The organism is Aeromonas bestiarum (assembly GCF_000819745.1).
In the GTDB taxonomy this organism is placed as follows: Bacteria; Pseudomonadota; Gammaproteobacteria; order Enterobacterales; family Aeromonadaceae; genus Aeromonas; species Aeromonas bestiarum.
This window is the reverse complement of the sequence record NZ_CDDA01000015.1, coordinates 317,187-332,698: the sequence shown is the minus strand read 5'-3', so window position 1 is coordinate 332,698 and position 15,512 is coordinate 317,187. Positions and strand designations below refer to the sequence as shown.

12 protein-coding genes and 5 tRNA genes are annotated in these 15,512 nt (G+C 61.3%); 13 read left to right on the top strand and 4 right to left on the bottom strand.

Annotated features, from left to right (window positions below; translation table 11 throughout):
- Nucleotides 1-25 precede the first annotated feature (25 nt).
- The 3 genes from BN1118_RS08705 to BN1118_RS08695 all read left to right on the top strand — a co-directional run bounded on the left by BN1118_RS08705 (nucleotide 26) and on the right by BN1118_RS08695 (nucleotide 4,880).
- Nucleotides 26-643 carry a TetR/AcrR family transcriptional regulator gene (locus BN1118_RS08705; RefSeq protein ID WP_043138833.1) on the top strand — a complete coding sequence of 206 codons (618 nt, stop codon included), beginning with the start codon at nucleotides 26-28 and terminating at the stop codon, nucleotides 641-643.
- Nucleotides 644-717: 74 nt separating this feature from the next.
- Entirely contained in the window at nucleotides 718-1,827 is a 1,110-nt protein-coding gene (locus BN1118_RS08700) for an efflux RND transporter periplasmic adaptor subunit (protein WP_043138835.1), read from the top strand.
- Nucleotides 1,824-4,880, top strand: a complete 3,057-nt coding sequence (locus BN1118_RS08695; protein WP_043555566.1) for an efflux RND transporter permease subunit — start codon at nucleotides 1,824-1,826, stop codon at nucleotides 4,878-4,880. Before BN1118_RS08700 ends, BN1118_RS08695 begins: the two co-directional genes overlap by 4 nt.
- A gap of 141 nt (nucleotides 4,881-5,021) precedes the next feature.
- Here the strand turns inward: BN1118_RS08695 and BN1118_RS08690 are convergent, their stop codons facing one another.
- The gene (locus BN1118_RS08690) at nucleotides 5,022-5,633 is read right to left on the bottom strand and encodes a riboflavin synthase (protein ID WP_043555565.1); all 612 of its coding nucleotides are present in this window, start codon (nucleotides 5,631-5,633) and stop codon (nucleotides 5,022-5,024) included.
- Between the two features lie 130 nt (nucleotides 5,634-5,763).
- On the opposite strand from BN1118_RS08690, the gene BN1118_RS08685 reads away from it, so the two are divergent.
- The 7 genes from BN1118_RS08685 to BN1118_RS08655 all read left to right on the top strand — a co-directional run bounded on the left by BN1118_RS08685 (nucleotide 5,764) and on the right by BN1118_RS08655 (nucleotide 8,150).
- Nucleotides 5,764-5,970, top strand: coding sequence for a YaeP family protein (locus tag BN1118_RS08685; protein WP_042037351.1), 207 nt, complete (start codon nucleotides 5,764-5,766; stop codon nucleotides 5,968-5,970).
- A 150-nt stretch (nucleotides 5,971-6,120) separates the two neighbouring features.
- On the top strand, nucleotides 6,121-7,500 hold the full coding sequence (locus BN1118_RS08680) for an MATE family efflux transporter (RefSeq protein ID WP_043555856.1): 1,380 nt from the start codon (nucleotides 6,121-6,123) through the stop codon (nucleotides 7,498-7,500).
- A gap of 172 nt (nucleotides 7,501-7,672) precedes the next feature.
- A tRNA-Val gene (locus tag BN1118_RS08675) sits at nucleotides 7,673-7,749 on the top strand.
- 11 nt (nucleotides 7,750-7,760) lie between these two features.
- Nucleotides 7,761-7,837: transfer RNA gene (locus BN1118_RS08670), tRNA-Val, on the top strand.
- Nucleotides 7,838-7,852: 15 nt separating this feature from the next.
- Nucleotides 7,853-7,929, top strand: a tRNA-Val gene (locus tag BN1118_RS08665).
- A gap of 33 nt (nucleotides 7,930-7,962) precedes the next feature.
- Nucleotides 7,963-8,039: transfer RNA gene (locus BN1118_RS08660), tRNA-Val, on the top strand.
- A 34-nt stretch (nucleotides 8,040-8,073) separates the two neighbouring features.
- A tRNA-Val gene (locus BN1118_RS08655) sits at nucleotides 8,074-8,150 on the top strand.
- A gap of 133 nt (nucleotides 8,151-8,283) precedes the next feature.
- Here the strand turns inward: BN1118_RS08655 and BN1118_RS08650 are convergent.
- Nucleotides 8,284-10,731, bottom strand: a complete 2,448-nt coding sequence (locus BN1118_RS08650; protein ID WP_043555563.1) for a DNA polymerase II — start codon at nucleotides 10,729-10,731, stop codon at nucleotides 8,284-8,286.
- Between the two features lie 184 nt (nucleotides 10,732-10,915).
- Between BN1118_RS08650 and BN1118_RS08645 the strand changes: the two genes are divergently transcribed.
- The 3 genes from BN1118_RS08645 to BN1118_RS08635 all read left to right on the top strand — a co-directional run bounded on the left by BN1118_RS08645 (nucleotide 10,916) and on the right by BN1118_RS08635 (nucleotide 13,368).
- A complete protein-coding gene (locus BN1118_RS08645) occupies nucleotides 10,916-11,407 on the top strand; it encodes a prolyl-tRNA synthetase associated domain-containing protein (RefSeq protein WP_043555562.1) in 492 nt (163 codons plus the stop codon).
- Nucleotides 11,408-11,623: 216 nt separating this feature from the next.
- Nucleotides 11,624-12,862: a GGDEF domain-containing protein gene (locus BN1118_RS08640; RefSeq protein ID WP_043555560.1), complete on the top strand. Its 1,239-nt coding sequence runs from the start codon at nucleotides 11,624-11,626 to the stop codon at nucleotides 12,860-12,862.
- Entirely contained in the window at nucleotides 12,859-13,368 is a 510-nt protein-coding gene (locus tag BN1118_RS08635; RefSeq protein WP_043555558.1) for a GNAT family N-acetyltransferase, read from the top strand. The genes BN1118_RS08640 and BN1118_RS08635 overlap by 4 nt, the downstream gene beginning before the upstream one ends.
- Nucleotides 13,369-13,464: 96 nt before the next feature.
- Here BN1118_RS08635 and BN1118_RS08630 read toward each other — a convergent pair whose 3' ends face one another.
- Together BN1118_RS08630 and BN1118_RS08625 are read right to left on the bottom strand one after the other, a co-directional pair.
- On the bottom strand, nucleotides 13,465-14,325 hold the full coding sequence (locus BN1118_RS08630) for a PA4780 family RIO1-like protein kinase (protein WP_043555556.1): 861 nt from the start codon (nucleotides 14,323-14,325) through the stop codon (nucleotides 13,465-13,467).
- Between the two features lie 178 nt (nucleotides 14,326-14,503).
- Entirely contained in the window at nucleotides 14,504-15,499 is a 996-nt protein-coding gene (locus BN1118_RS08625; protein WP_043555554.1) for an LpxL/LpxP family acyltransferase, read from the bottom strand.
- Nucleotides 15,500-15,512 lie beyond the last annotated feature (13 nt).

Below are 15,512 nucleotides of genomic sequence, written 5' to 3'. Positions count from 1 at the left end.
TGTGTGGAAGTCAGAGAGGAAGATGATGAGTGAAGAAAGCAGCACTCCTGCGCTGAATCGAGGCCCCGTTGATCACGATGTGCGGGATCAGATTGTAATTGCCGCCACCGAGCATTTCAGCCGCTACGGCTATGGGAAAACCACAGTATCTGACCTGGCAAAATCAATAGGTTTTTCAAAGGCCTACATCTACAAGTTCTTCTCGTCCAAGCAGGCGATTGGCGAGAGTATTTGTGCAAACTGCCTGGGTGATATCCAGGAGGATGTTCGAAGAGCGATTGAAGAAGTTGATCAGCCCCCCGAGAAGCTGCGCCGCATGTTTCAAGAAATCATTCAGGCAAGTTGCCGGTTGTTCTCCGCTGACCGAAATCTATACGAAATAGCGGCGTCAGCCGCAGCCGAACGCTGGCAGGCCACAATCGTCTATGAGCAAAACATCAAGACGTTACTTCAAGATATCCTTCAAGAAGGGCGTAAAACTGGTGACTTTGAGCGTAAAACCCCGTTGGATGAAATAACTACGGCAATTTATCTTGTCATGAGGCCCTATTTAAACCCCCTCATGTTGCAACACAACTTCGACTGCATTGACAAGGCGCCAACCCAATTGTCTAACTTGGTGCTACGCAGCCTAGCGCCATAAAGAGAGTGACCATTGACTGATTTAGTCACTTGAATTAGATTGCCTCCTGAACCGTTCCTCATGGAGGCTTGTGTATGTCTCATCACAGCATACTGGCAATTATCACTGCTTTACCGCTGGCCCTGACGGCTTGTGGTGAGCAACAACCATCTGACCCACGTACGCAGGCCCCCCTGGTGCGCACTGTCACTGTCAATGATATCGGGGTTGAGTCGCGCTCTTTTACGGGTGTGGTGGCGGCTCGAGTGGAGAGTGACTTAGGTTTTCGTGTCTCTGGCAAGGTGCTGCAGCGCCTCGTGGATACGGGGCACACAGTTAAACGGGGTCAACTGCTGATGCGTATTGACCCTGTAGATCTGAGACTCGCAGCGCACACGCAACAGGAGTCCGTTGTGGCGGCCAGGGCAAAAGCGAAACAAACCACAGCAGATGAAGCCCGTTACCGAAATTTACGTGGCACGGGTGCGATCTCCGTTTCAACTTACGAGCAGGCCAAGGCGGCGGCGGATACTGCCCAAGCCGAACTTCGAGCCGCTGAAGCTCAAGCGGAAGTGGCCCGTAATGCCACGCGTTATACGGATCTGATCGCCGATGTTGATGGTACCGTTGTGGCAACCCTGGTGGAGCCAGGGCAAGTGGTTAACGCTGGACAAACCGTCGTGCGCGTTGCCCACGCAGGAGCCCGTGAAGCGATCATTCAATTGCCAGAAACCTTGCGCCCCTCACTAGGCTCTCAGGGGCAAGCAACACTCTTCGGAAGACTTGATCAAGTCTCTCCAGCAACGTTACGACAACTCTCAGATGCCGCAGACCCGAGCACTCGCACCTTTGAAGCACGATATGTGCTGACAGGGGAGCTTCAGGAGGCGCCTTTGGGTGCTACGGTGACCATCCATCTGAAAAGAGACCAGGTTGCGGCAAAACCTGGCTTTCAGATCCCGATCAGCGCAGTGTTCGATGCGGGTCAAGGCCCTGGTGTGTGGCGTGTTCACGGCACACCGACAAAAGTCTCCTGGAGCCCTGTCACAGTGTTGAACCTTGACAGTGACGCTGCCCGCGTTGGAGGCCAGCTCCAGCAAGGTGATCTGGTGGTTTCTATTGGCGCTCACTTGCTCCATGAAGGGGAATTGGTACGCACCTCCGTGCCTTCTATCCATGTGGCAACGGAGGAAACACACCCATGAGCGAAAGTCGCTTCAACCTGTCGGCGCTTGCGGTACGCGAGCGAGCCATCACGCTGTTTCTGATCATCCTGATCTCGCTGGGCGGGGTCACTGCCTTCTTCAAGCTGGGGCGGGCCGAAGATCCCTCATTCACGATCAAAGTCATGACCATCATCACAGCCTGGCCCGGTGCCACCGCACAGGAGATGCAAGATCAGGTCGCCGAGAAGATCGAAAAGCGGCTGCAGGAGCTGCGCTGGTATGACCGCAGCGAAACCTACACCCGTCCGGGCCTGGCCTTCACCACGCTGACCTTGCTGGATAGCACCCCGCCATCGGCAGTGCAGGATGAGTTCTATCAAGCCCGTAAAAAGGTCGGCGACGAAGTGCGCAATCTGCCACCCGGCGTGATGGGGCCATTTCTCAACGATGAATATTCCGATGTGACCTTTGCCCTGTTCGCACTCAAGGCGAGGGGCGTGCCACAGCGTGAGCTGGTCCGGGATGCGGAAATGCTACGCCAACGCTTGCTGCACGTGCCCGGTGTAAAGAAAGTAAATATCGTTGGTGAACGGCCGGAGCGTATCTATGTCGAGTTTTCTCATGAGCGCCTGGCGACGTTAGGCGTCAGCCCACAAGAGGTATTTTCTGCTCTCAATGACCAGAATGCGTTGACGCCTGCCGGCTCCATCGAGACCAGGGGGCCAGAGGTGTTCATTCGCCTGGACGGCGCCTTTAACGAGCTGCAAAAAATACGCGACACCCCCGTTGTGGCGCATGGACGCACCCTGATGTTATCTGATATCGCGACGGTGAAACGGGGTTATGAAGATCCGGCGACATTGATCATCCGTAACGGCGGCGAACCTGCGCTGTTGCTGGGGGTCGTGATGCGTGACGGCTGGAACGGGCTCGACCTGGGCAAGGCCCTGGATAACGAGATCACCGCGATAAACGCCGAGCAACCGCTGGGCATGAGCCTGAGCAAGGTCACCGACCAAGCCGTCAACATCAGCTCGGCTGTCGATGAGTTCATGATCAAGTTTTTCGCTGCGGTGCTTGTAGTCATGCTGGTGAGTTTTGTCAGCATGGGCTGGCGTGTCGGTGTCGTGGTCGCCGCAGCCGTGCCATTAACACTGGCCGTCGTCTTTGCCGTGATGCTCGCGACCGGCAAGAATTTCGACCGCATCACCTTGGGGTCGTTGATCCTGGCCCTGGGGTTGCTGGTAGACGACGCCATCATCGCCATCGAAATGATGGTGGTGAAGATGGAGGAGGGCTATGACCGTATCGCTGCGTCGGCTTACGCCTGGAGTCACACCGCAGCGCCCATGCTATCGGGCACATTGGTCACAGCCGTCGGATTCATGCCCAATGGTTTTGCGCGCTCCACGGCGGGTGAGTACACCAGCAACATGTTCTGGATCGTGGGCATAGCGCTCATCGCCTCCTGGGTAGTGGCCGTGGTTTTCACGCCATACCTCGGGGTCAAGCTGTTACCCGATATCAAGAAAGTCGAAGGTGGTCACCATGGGATCTACAACACGCCGCGCTATCACCGCTTTCGCACATTGCTGGGTAATGTCATTGCCCGCAAGTGGCTCGTGGCAGGCTCGGTGATCGCGCTGTTCGTGGCATCGGTGCTGGGCATGGGCATGGTGAAGAAGCAGTTCTTCCCGATCTCGGACCGCCCTGAAGTCCTGGTTGAAGTGCAGATGCCCTATGGCACCTCGATTATCCAGACCAGCGCGGCGGCGGATAAGGTGGAAGCCTGGCTGGCCAAGCAGGAGGAGGCCAGGATAGTCACTGCCTACGTCGGCCAGGGTGCTCCCCGCTTCTTTTTCTCGATGGGACCAGAGCTGCCCGACCCCTCGTTTGCCAAGATAGTGGTGCGTACGGACAACCAGAACGAACGCGAAGCCCTGAAACACCGTCTGCGGCAAGCCATTGCCGAAGGGCTGGCCCCCGAGGCACGTGTGCGCGTCACCCAACTGGTGTTCGGCCCCTACTCGCCCTTTCCTGTGGCCTACAGGGTGACCGGACCTGATCCGGCGGTGCTGCACAACATCGCGGCTGACGTACAGCAGGTCATGCGCTCAAGTCCACTGATGCGCACGGTCAACACCGACTGGGGAGCACGCGTGCCAACGCTGCACTTCACCTTGCAGCAGGACCGACTGCAAGCCCTGGGACTGAACTCAAGCTCGGTGGCGCAGCAACTGCAATTCCTGCTCAGCGGCATTCCGATCACTGCCGTGCGGGAAGACATTCGCACGGTACAGGTTGTTGCGCGCTCTGCGGGCAACAACCGGCTCGATCCGGCCAAGATTGGCGATTTCACACTGGCCGGAGCCAATGGACAGCGTATCCCGTTGTCGCAAGTGGGCAAGGTCGATGTTCGCATGGAAGAGCCGGTCATGCGCCGACGCGACCGGGTACCGACGATCACGGTGCGGGGCGACATCGCCGACAATTTGCAGCCGCCAGACGTATCGACCGCGATCACCCAGCAGTTGCAGCCCCTCATCACAGTCCTGCCAAGCGGCTACAGCATCGTAGAGGCCGGCTCCATTGAGGAGTCAGGCAAGGCAATGGCCGCCATGTTGCCTGTCTTCCCCATCATGCTGGCCATCACATTGCTGATCATCATCCTGCAGGTGCGCTCGATAGCGGGCATGGTCATGGTTTTCCTGACCAGTCCGCTGGGTCTGATTGGCGTAGTGCCGATACTGTTGCTGTTCCAGCAGCCCTTCGGCATCAATGCGCTGGTTGGCTTGATTGCGCTATCGGGCATTCTGATGCGCAACACGCTGATATTGATCGGGCAGATCCGTGAAAACGAGCAGGCTGGACTGGCTCCTTTCCATGCGCTTGTTGAAGCGACAGTGCAGCGTGCTCGTCCGGTCATTCTGACTGCGTTAGCCGCGATCCTCGCCTTTATTCCGCTAACCCATTCGGTGTTTTGGGGAACACTGGCTTACACCCTGATCGGCGGCACGTTGGCGGGTACGATCCTGACGCTCGTGTTCCTGCCCGCCATGTATTCCATCTGGTCCAGGATCCAGCCTGGTTGAAACAGGGATCAGAAAAACGTTGGAATGAGATAAACCCCGTCCTGGTGCTGAAGGTTATCGATGCCTCTTCGAGCAGGCAGAGAACAAATGAGATGCGCGATCACCGCCCTGACACGGCACAGTGCCAGGGCGGTGATACCACTATTGGCGCGCCGCCAGCACCCGCTCCACTGTGTCGACGATGGCCTGGGTCTGGGGATCTATCTCGATATTGGTGTGCCAGCCGGCTTTGACCCAGCCCAGGTTGGTGCGGGCCAGGGTCTCCGGGATCAGGTTGACGCAAAAGGTGTTCTCACGCACCTCACCCACGGTCAGGCTGATGCCGTCGATGCCGATGTAGCCCTTGGTCAGCACATATTTCATCAACTCGGGGGCGAGGCGATACCACACCTGGCGATTGTTGGGGGTGTCGATGACGGAGATCACCTCAGCCGTGCCCATGATGTGACCGGACATGGCATGACCGCCGATCTCGTCGCCAAAGCGGGCCGCCCGCTCCACGTTGACCTTGTCCCCCGGCTGCAGCTGGCCCAGGTTGGTCAGACGCAGTGTCTCCTGCATCAGATCGAAGCTGACCAGATCTCCTTCCACCCGGGTGACGGTCAGGCAGCAGCCGTTGTGGGCCACGGAGGCGCCGAGCGCCAGACGCTGACCCCAGGCCTGGCTGGGCATGCGGATCAGGTGGGTGCGAAAGTTGGGCTGCTCTTCGATGGCCACCAGTTCGGCGGTCCCCTGCACTATGCCGGTGAACATGTCTCGTCTCCTGCTACGAAAAAAGGCAGGTTAACCCCGCGCCGCGGCACTGACAAGCGCGCCAGCTGACAAGCCAGCCCTCGATCGCTATAGTGACGGCGTTCACATTCGGGTTAACGAGGAAAAAGAAATGCAGGTATATCAATGTTGTGAGGCCATTCGCATCGCCTATAACCAGATAGGCTCAGGTGATCAGGGCTATGTGCCGCAGGCCATAGCCGCGACCATACGGGCGCTCAACGCCGTGGCCTCTGACGAGCGGGTGCCGGCCGATCTGCGCGAGCAGGCCGCCTATGCCGCCGCCAATCTGCTGATCAGCGATCACGAAGACGCCTGATCCCGCCACAAAGCCGCCCCTCAACCGTTTCATGATGGTTGATTTTCAGGCTAGAATGACACCCCCGCATGTTGTCTCCCCACAGTGGGGAGACAAAAGCCCATCCGTTATCTGTTCTTTCTCATTTATCTGATCCACTCGGAGGTGTCAGTGCAACGTTATTGGTCCGAGGCGAGGCAGCTCGTTCGTTTAGCCAGCCCCATTCTGGTGGCCCAGGTCGCCCAGGTCGCCATGAGCTTCGTCGATACCGTGATGGCGGGCCAGGTCAGCGCCGTGGATCTCGCGGCAGTGTCGGTCGCCTCCAGCTTCTGGCTGCCGATCATCTTGCTGACCCAGGGCATCATAATGGCGCTCACCCCCATCGTCTCCCAGCTCAATGGCGCCCGCAAACGGGATGAAGTACGCCCGGCCGTGCACCAGGGCTTCTGGCTGGCGCTCATGGTGATCCCCTTCGCCATGCTGGCGCTCTATTTCAGCCCGCTGGCACTGCATCTGATGGACGTGGATCCTGTCATGGCGGACAAGACCACCGGCTTCCTGCACGCCATCATGTGGGGCCTGCCCGCCTTCGTGCTGTTCCAGGTGCTGCGCAACTTCAGTGAGGGACTCTCCCATACCATGCCGACCATGGTGATAGGTTTCGTGGGGCTGGCGGTCAATATTCCCGCGAACTACGTCTTCATCCACGGTCACTTCGGCATGCCCAAGCTCGGCGGTGTCGGCTGCGGCGTCGCCACCGCGATAGTGCTCTGGGCCATGCTGCTGGCGATGATCCTCTACGTGAAGTTATCCTCCCACTTCAAGAAGATTGACCTGTTCGCTCAACTCGCCCGTCCCAATGGCAGCCGGATCTGGCGCCTGTTCCGGCTGGGCTTCCCCATCGCCATGGCCATCTTCTGCGAGGTGACCCTGTTTACCGTGGTGGCCCTGATGCTGGCCCCCTTCGGCGCCGAAACGGTGGCGAGCCACCAGATAGCCCTGAATTTCTCCAGCCTGGTGTTCATGCTGCCGCTCTCCATCGGGGTGGGCGTGACCATCCGGGTCGGCCACAGCATAGGCGAAGGCCAGCCTGCTCACGCCAGGGTCGCCGCCCGTACCGGCCTGATGCTGGGCATGGCGGTCGCCGCCGGCACCGCCGCCCTGACTGTGCTGCTGCGCGAGCATATCGCGGGGATCTACACCGACGACATGCAGGTGATCACGCTGGCCGCCACCCTGCTGTTCTTTGCCGCCATCTACCAGATCTCCGATTCGGTACAGGTGGTGGCGGCCGCCGCGCTGCGTGGTTACAAGGACACCAAGGCTATCTTCTACGTCACCATAGTCGCCTACTGGGGTCTCGGGCTGCCCACCGGCATGATCCTGGGGCTGACCGACTGGCTGGTGCCACGGATGGGGCCGCAGGGCTTCTGGGTCGGCTTCATCGTCGGCCTGACCGGCGCCGCCCTGATGCTGGGCGCCCGTCTGCGCCTCATCTATGGCCGCTTCGCCAGTCCAGAGGCCTGTACCGCCCTCTCCCGGGCCCAGTAAATGTGTGCTCGGCGAGCCGCTCACGAGAGTGGCTCGCCTGCAAAATCAACAGGCTGCGCAAGAACTGGGCAAACAGTCTCCTTTGTGTGTGCGGCCTGTTGACAGCCTTGGGGGGCATGGGTAGTATGCCGACCACGCCAGCGACGTCGTGTTCGCTTGCGTGCTGAAAAGCGGGTTTATAGCTCAGTTGGTTAGAGCACTACCTTGACATGGTAGGGGTCGTTGGTTCGAATCCAATTAAACCCACCACTTTTCGTGATGCGTCCTTAGCTCAGCTGGTTAGAGCACCACCTTGACATGGTGGGGGTCGGTGGTTCGAATCCACTAGGACGCACCATCACGACACTGTTATGCGTCCTTAGCTCAGCTGGTTAGAGCATCACCTTGACATGGTGGGGGTCGGTGGTTCGAATCCACTAGGACGCACCATAACAGTTAATAGTTTGATGAAATTGCAGATGTGGGTTTATAGCTCAGTTGGTTAGAGCACTACCTTGACATGGTAGGGGTCGTTGGTTCGAATCCAATTAAACCCACCACTCCCCTGCAACACAAAGTCGCCTTGCGCACCCTGCGTCCTTAGCTCAGCTGGTTAGAGCATCACCTTGACATGGTGGGGGTCGGTGGTTCGAATCCACTAGGACGCACCAGATTAAAGAAGCCCGCTCATTGAGCGGGCTTTTTGCATTTTGGCTTCTTGCCAATCGGGAACAGAGGTCAGCTTGCCCCCGCCTGAGCTCACCTCCCCGCGTCCTTTCCCTCCACGTCTTGCACGCCTTCGGATTAGAAGAGATCCAGCTGCTGACCGCAGATCCGGTCGAATGACTCGCCGATGAAGGGCAGTATGGCGTCGGCGATGGGCCTCAGCTGCTTGTCGATGTAGTGCTCGTAATCGATGGCGCTGCGCCTGTATTCCAGCGGTTCCGGGCCGCCCAGCGTCATCAGATAGGCGATGGTGCCCCTGTGCTGATAGCGCTGGGGTTGACCGCGGCGCAGATTCTCCTCATCGGCCAGACGCGCCGCCCGCACGTGGGGTGGCACGTTCTTCTGGTACTCCTCCAGTTTCTGGCGCAGCCGCTTGCGGTAGATGAGCAAGTCATCGTGCAGGCCGGCCCGGGTCTCATCCACTATGGTGCGCACGTAGCCGCTGGGGTCCTGGTCGTGAAACACCAGCTCGTAGAGACGGGTCTGGAACTGCTTGGCCAGCATGGTCCAGTCGGTGCGCACCGATTCCAGCCCCTTGAACACCAGATGCCCTTCCTCCCCTCGCCCCTCTTCCTGTTTTCCAACCAGGCCGGCGTAACGCTTCTTGCTGCCCTTCTCCAGCCCGCGGATGGTGGGCATCAAGAAACGGCGGTAATGGATCTCGTACTGGATCTCCAGATGGCTCGGCAGGTCGAACTCGCGCTTGATCAGCGCGCTCCAGTTGTCGTTGATCATTCGGGCCAGCTCATGGCCAATCTCGTCCGCCGCCTCGGGGCTGGTGTCCCGATTAAGGTGGACGAAGGTGGAGTCGGTGTCGCCGTAGATCACCTCGAACCCCTGCGCCTCTATCCACTCCCGGGTCTGCTGCATGATGCTGTGGCCACGCAAGGTGATGGAAGAGGCAAGCCTGGGATCGTAGAAGCGACAGCCCCCCGAGCCCAGCACGCCGTAGAAGGAGTTCATGATGATCTTGATGGCCTGGGAGAGCGCCTTGTTGCTGGCCGCCTTGGCCCTGTCTCGCGCCGCCCACAGGGTGGCGATGAGATCCGGCAAAAAGTGGCGAGTACGGGAGAACAGGGCGCCGCGAAAGCCGGGAATGGCCTGTTCTGGGTGCTGCAACCCCTCCACCAGCCCCATGGGATCGATGCAGAAGGTGCGGATGATGCTGGGATAGAGGCTCTTGAAATCGAGCACCAGCACGTGGCGATAGAGGCCGGGTTTGGAGTCCATCACATAGCCGCCCGGGCTCGCCAGACCGCCATCGGCAGGCAGATTGGGCGCCACATAGCCACCGCGATGGAGCCGCGGCAGGTAGAGGTTGGTGAAGGCCGCCACCGAGCCCCCCACCCGATCGAGTTCGAGGCCGGTGAGGGAGGCGCGCTCGATGGCAAAGGGAATGAGGTGGCAATAGTCGAAGATCTCCCACACCAGCCTGCAATCTTCCAGGTTGTAGCGGGCGAGCGCCTCCTTGTCGGAGTGGAACAGCTCGGTGATCTTCTCCCCCCGGTTCGCCACATCCTCGATATCCTTGCCGCGACCGAGCAGCTCGCTTGCCACCGCATCCAGGCTGTAGCTGGCAAACTGCCAGGTGGCGCTTTTCAGGGTGTCGATGCCGTCGAGCACCATGCGGCCCGGGATGATGACGTTGCCGGTCTGGGGATCGTTGCGTGACGAGCGCCAGAAGCAGAGTTCGCGCCCCCGCCCGAGGCGCAGCCGCCGCTTGTTGAGTTCGGCGCGGCGCAGCAGCAGGCGAAAATCGAAATTGACCACGTTCCAGCCGATCACCAGATCGGGATCGTGCTGGCTGAACCAGGTTTCCAGTGCGCTCAGCAGGGCATTTTCATCCGCCACCCACTCGATGCGGGTCTCCCACGCCTCGGCACCGGCTTCGGGGGCACCTATCATGATGACGCGCGCATCCTCACGGCTGTAGAGCCCCACCGAGAAGAGGGCCCCGTCCATGGCACACTCCACGTCCAGCGACACCCAGGAGAGGCTCGGCATCACCGCCTGCGGGGCGCAGCGCGCCTCGTTCACCTCCCAGTAGCCACGCTTGCCCCCCTTCTGCCGTGCATGGCCGCCGAAACGGACCCCGGCCGTGATGAAGCGCTCCATCAGGAAACGCTCCGGCAGCCGGATATCCGCCTCGAAGTGCTCCAGTCCGCGGATCAGCAGCAGCTCGATGGCGCGGTGAAAGGCGCTCAGGGTGGAGAAATAGCAGCCCACCACGGCACGCCCGTCGAAGGTGTGCATGGGCAGACGGCGAAATCGCCCGCTCACGCCGGCCCCCTTGAACAGCTCGGCCGCCTCCTGCATGTGGCTTTGCGGCAGGAAGAACACCGGCTCCTGCCCCGGCACCACCAGCCGCACCGGCCCCTGCTCGCTCCAGAGCCACATCACTATCTCGGTGCGTCCCCCTTCCCCCGCCCGGCCACGCACATCCCGGCCATGACGGGTCAGGATGAAACCGTCGCGAGGCGGCGTGGCAGGAGAAGTGGTCGTCACTGTGGGCTGGGTCGCAGTCATTCAGGATAAAGGGGTCGGCCTTGGGATGAGACTATTGTACGTTCATACAGTGCCTGGCCGCAATTGCCACGCCAGGCTGCGCGGCCGGGACCAAGCTGCTAAGCTCGACCCTCTGCCCATGCGCCGGGAGCCCAGTCATCGCCGCCCATTCCCTGCGCCTGTTCACCCGACACGAGGAGCCCTGGTGACACTCTATTCCCTGCTGGACCGGCTGGCCATTTCCTATCAGCGCATCGACCATGCCCCCGTCTTCACCTGTGAGGAGGCGAGCAGGCTGCTGCCCGACCTGCCCGCCGCCAGGACCAAGAACCTGTTTTTGCGCGACCCCAAAAGCGAGCGGCTGTTTCTGGTAGTGACACCTGAAGAAAGCCGGGTCGATCTCAAGGCGCTGGCCAGGGTGCTCGGGGTCAAGCGGCTGAGCTTTGGCTCCCCCGAACGGCTGGCTGCCGTGCTCGGCCTCACCCCGGGCGCCGTGACCCTGCTCGCCATGGTGCGCGACACAGAGCGGGCGGTGACCCTGGTGGTGGACCACACCATCTGGCAAGCCGAGCGGGTGCAGTGCCACCCGCTGGTCAACACAGCCACCCTCATCATCACGCTGGACGATGTGCGCCGCCTGCTGGCCCATCTCGGCCGGGAGGCCACCGTCATGGCGCTGCCGGTGCAGCCAACCTGACACTCCCCAGACGGGTGGCGCGATCGACAAACCCCGTCTCGTGTCCTTGATGAATCGCGTCAGCTGCCGCCATCGATCCGGTTGTGGCCAGGATCGGGATCCAGCCGCTCAAGCCATTGATAATGGGTCGGATTCATGTTGTGATCCGGCATTGTCATGGAGACCCTTAGGGTCGAGACACAGTGACCGGCAGGACGAGCCCAGAGAGACCCCTAGATGCAAAATCTGTTTTCCTCAGCGCAATTGTTGAGCCTGGTGCTGTTCGTCACGCTGTCGCACGTCGGGGTCGCGGTCATTTTCGCCTATGTGTGGCATACCCAGCGCCGCATCCGGGCCCTGCTCTACTGGTCGGCCAGCGAGCTGGCCATCGCCGCCGCCTTCGGCTGCCTGCTGATCCGCCCGCTCGCGGGGGAGACCTCCCTCGCCAATATTCTGCTGACCAACCTGCTGCTGATCGCCACCCCCTTGCTCTATGAGCGGGGCCTGCGTCATTTCTTTCGGCGCGAGGCGGACCGGCTGGGCTGGCTCTGTCCCGCCATCGCCCTCACCGGCTTCGCGCTGTTTGCCCTGACTGCCAGCCTGCGGCCGCTGTCCGATGTGCACAGCCGGATCATAGTGCTCTCCGCCGTGCTCTCGCTGCAGATGGCCGTGCTGATCTGGCAGCTCTGGCGTTATCAACGGCTGGCCCCCGGCTATCGGGTGCTGCGCTTTGCCATACTGCTGCTCGGCCTGCAGCTGCTGTTGCAACTGCTGCGGATCGCCAAGCACCTCTGGCTGCCCGAGTTCGCGGCCACCACCTTTACCGATCCCCTGCTCGGGCCCGTGATCCTGCTCAGCCTGCTCTTCACCATAGCCCGCAGCTATCTGTTGCTCAGCCTGGTGCACACCCGCCAGCAGCAGGCGCTGCTGGCAACTCAGCGCGAGCTGGAGCGGCGCGCCAATCTGGACGCCCTGACCGGACTGGACAGCCGCCACCATTTCGAGCTGCAGCTGGCGGCGCGTGCATGTCGACACGCCCGTCCATGCCAGCTGCTGCTGATCGATCTGGACAACTTCAAGCTGATCAACGACCGGCACGGTCATCCCGCAGGTGATGCCATGCTGCGGGTGGTGGGCCGGGTGATCCGGGAGAACCTGCCGCCGGCGGGGCTGGCCGGGCGCCTCGGTGGCGACGAACTGGCCTTGCTGGTGATGGAGACGCCGCAGACGTTGCCCGGTTACTGCCACGCCCTGCAGCAAGAGGTCACGGAGGCGACCCGCTGGCTGGCGGGCGGCCCCATCAGCCTCAGCATGGGCCTCACCTCGCTGCAGCCGGGAGAGAGCTTCGAGCAGGCCTATCTGCGGGCGGATCAGGCGCTCTACGCAGCCAAGCAGACGGGACGGCAGCGGGCCTGCGTGCAGGAGCCCCACCACAGCGCGCCCCAGCCACTGCAGACGGCAGAGCAGCGCTCATGACGGCCGCCATAGAGTGCCGGGCCGCACAGCTTTGTGATGCGCCCGCCTATCGCCGTTATGTGGCCGAATGTGGCGCCGCCGGGTTGCCGCTCTATCAGGTGGCGCAATTTGACCCGGATCAGTGGCTGCAGGATCTGCTCGCCCATGCCGATGGACGGCATCTGCCGCCGGACTACCCGCCCACCACCACCTACTTTGCCCTTGAGAGGGGGGAGATCCTTGCCACCTTGCGCCTGCGCCACGGCGACAATCCGGCCATCCGGGCCTGGCTTGGCCACATAGGCTACGAGACCCGCCCCTCCCGCCGGGGTGAAGGGGTGGCCCGCACCCTGCTGCGCTGGTTGCAGCAAGCTGTGCTGACCGAGCCCCTGCTCATCAGCTGCGACGAAGCCAACGGCGCCTCCCTCAGGGTCATAGCGGCCGCCAACGGACAATGTCTGGATCGCCGCTACCATGCAGGGGATGACTGCTGGGTGCGGTTTTACCGGCTCTCTCCCGCACTATGACCACCTGCCTGACTCGGCACAGATGCAGGTCGCAGCCATAAAAAGAGCGCCTCCAGGGCGCTCATGGTGTGACTGATGAGGTGATGATGGCGGGGATCAGTAGCTGTCTTCCTGCTCGGCCTTCATCCGCGCCTGACGGGCCAGCGCCTCCTCTTCGGCGCTCTCGATCTCGTGCAGCACGGCATCGATGTCGATGGCCTCGGTGCTCTCCTCGAACAGGCCGGTCAGCTCGCTCTCGGGGGTGAGCTTGCCATCTTCGAACAGCGCCCACATCTCCTTGGCGTAGCGGGTCTTGAGCAGCTCGGGGGCATACATGCCGTAGTAGTTGCGCATGTTGTTGACGTCCCGCTCCAGCATGGCCTTGGCCTGGTTGTTGGCGGCGGCATCCACCACCTGGGGCAGGTCTATGATGACGGGCCCCTCGGCATCCACCAGCACGTTGAATTCGGAAAGGTCGCCGTGGATGAGGCCTGCACAGAGCATACGCACCACGTAGCGGATCACCTTGGCGTGATCGTCGATGGCCTGCTCGGGCGAGAGCGCCACGTCGTTGAGACGGGGGGCCACGTTGCCCTCCTCGTCGGTGATGAGCTCCATCAGCAGGACGCCGTCGAGGCAGACATAGGGCTGCGGCACCCGCACCCCGGCCGCCGCCAGCTTGAACAGGGCGTCGACTTCTGTGTTCTGCCACACCTCTTCGTGCTGCTTGCGACCGTACTTGGAGCCCTTCTCCATGGCGCGGGCGCTGCGGCTGTTGCGTACCTTGCGCCCTTCCTGATAGACCACGGCCTGCTTGAAGCTGCGCTTGGACGCCTCTTTATAGACCTTGGCGCAGCGGATCTCGTCACCGCAGCGCACCACATAGACGTCGGCCTCTTTGCCGCTCATCAGCCGGCTGATGACGTCATCGACCAGGCCGTCATCAACCAGAGGTTGGATTCGATTTGGAATTTTCATGGCCGCCCTTTTACCCTATTTGCGCATCAGAAGATAGCCCCTGCGGGGCCAGCTTGCATATCCCTGTTATCTGGCGCCCCGCGGCGCCCTGATTGCCGACTTTTTGCCCACCAAACTGCCTGAAGGACAAGCAGTTGTCACCCTCCTCTGCTCAACACGCCAGCCGGTGTATTTCCCTTCAGGGTTCGGGGGGCAGACCGCTGCGGATCCGCTTAATGCCCTCTTCGTAGAGACCATCCGGCCCCGTCTGATGCTCCTGGGTTTCGAAGATCTTGAGAAACCACATGTACTGCTCGGGATGACGGCGCAGCTGCCGCTCCACCATGCGGTTCATGGCGTTGACATCGGCATTCAGGTCCCCGCTGGGATAAGGATCGAACGGCGGTTCAATCTCCAGCCGGTAGCAGCCCTCCTCCTCGTCGTAGCAGGCGAGGATGGGCACGGCCCTGGCACCGGTCAGCTTCACCAGCTTGGGCAGCGCCGGCAGGGTCGCCTTGGGGTGGCCGAAGAAGGGGATGAACAGGCTGGCCTCGCGGCCATGATCCTGATCCGGCAGGTAGAAGAAGCTGGCGCCGCTGCGAATGGCCTTGATGGCCGGCTTGATGCCGACGCTGCGCTCGTACACCTTGCCCCCCTTGGCCCGCTCGCGGTTGATGTACCAGTCAAATACCTGGTCTTTCGGGCTCTTCATCATGGTGCAGAGCACAAGCCCCTCGTCGGTCAGGTAGCGGCCTATCATGTCCACCGCCCAGGTGTGGGGCACCACCAGTATCATGGGACGCCCGGCGGCCTGCTCCGCCGCTATATGTTCCCAGCCCCGCACCTTGATGCGGCGCTTGAGGTGGGCGGCACTGCGCAGGGTCAGCTCGCCAAAGCCCATGAAGGTCTTGAGGCCGGTGCGGATCGCCTTGAGCAGCAGGGTGCGGCGCCCGGCCGCATCCAGCTCGGGAAAGCAGATCTTGAGGTTGGTCTCGGCGATATAGGCCTGTTTCCTGGAAAAACGCAGCAAGGCAGGTGCTATGACATTGGCAAAACGATCGCGCAGCCCGTGGGGAACCAGCGCCAGCAGGCACAACAGGCCGAGCGCCAGCCAGCTGCCCCACCAGCGCGGGTGAAGCAGGTGGGCATGAAATGAGGTGTCAAAAACCGGATCGTGTGAGGACATGGCCGCCATCAAGTCATAGAAA

What these genes read in the sequence shown, in the direction of transcription:
- BN1118_RS08705 (WP_043138833.1), top strand. Translation starts at nt 26, where the DNA reads ATGAGTGAAGAAAGCAGCACTCCTGCGCTGAATCGAGGCCCCGTTGAT.
- BN1118_RS08700 (WP_043138835.1), top strand. Translation starts at nt 718, where the DNA reads ATGTCTCATCACAGCATACTGGCAATTATCACTGCTTTACCGCTGGCC.
- BN1118_RS08695 (WP_043555566.1), top strand. Translation starts at nt 1,824, where the DNA reads ATGAGCGAAAGTCGCTTCAACCTGTCGGCGCTTGCGGTACGCGAGCGA.
- BN1118_RS08690 (WP_043555565.1), bottom strand. Translation starts at nt 5,633, where the DNA reads ATGTTCACCGGCATAGTGCAGGGGACCGCCGAACTGGTGGCCATCGAA.
- BN1118_RS08685 (WP_042037351.1), top strand. Translation starts at nt 5,764, where the DNA reads ATGCAGGTATATCAATGTTGTGAGGCCATTCGCATCGCCTATAACCAG.
- BN1118_RS08650 (WP_043555563.1), bottom strand. Translation starts at nt 10,731, where the DNA reads ATGACTGCGACCCAGCCCACAGTGACGACCACTTCTCCTGCCACGCCG.
- BN1118_RS08640 (WP_043555560.1), top strand. Translation starts at nt 11,624, where the DNA reads ATGCAAAATCTGTTTTCCTCAGCGCAATTGTTGAGCCTGGTGCTGTTC.
- BN1118_RS08635 (WP_043555558.1), top strand. Translation starts at nt 12,859, where the DNA reads ATGACGGCCGCCATAGAGTGCCGGGCCGCACAGCTTTGTGATGCGCCC.
- BN1118_RS08630 (WP_043555556.1), bottom strand. Translation starts at nt 14,325, where the DNA reads ATGAAAATTCCAAATCGAATCCAACCTCTGGTTGATGACGGCCTGGTC.
- BN1118_RS08625 (WP_043555554.1), bottom strand. Translation starts at nt 15,499, where the DNA reads ATGGCGGCCATGTCCTCACACGATCCGGTTTTTGACACCTCATTTCAT.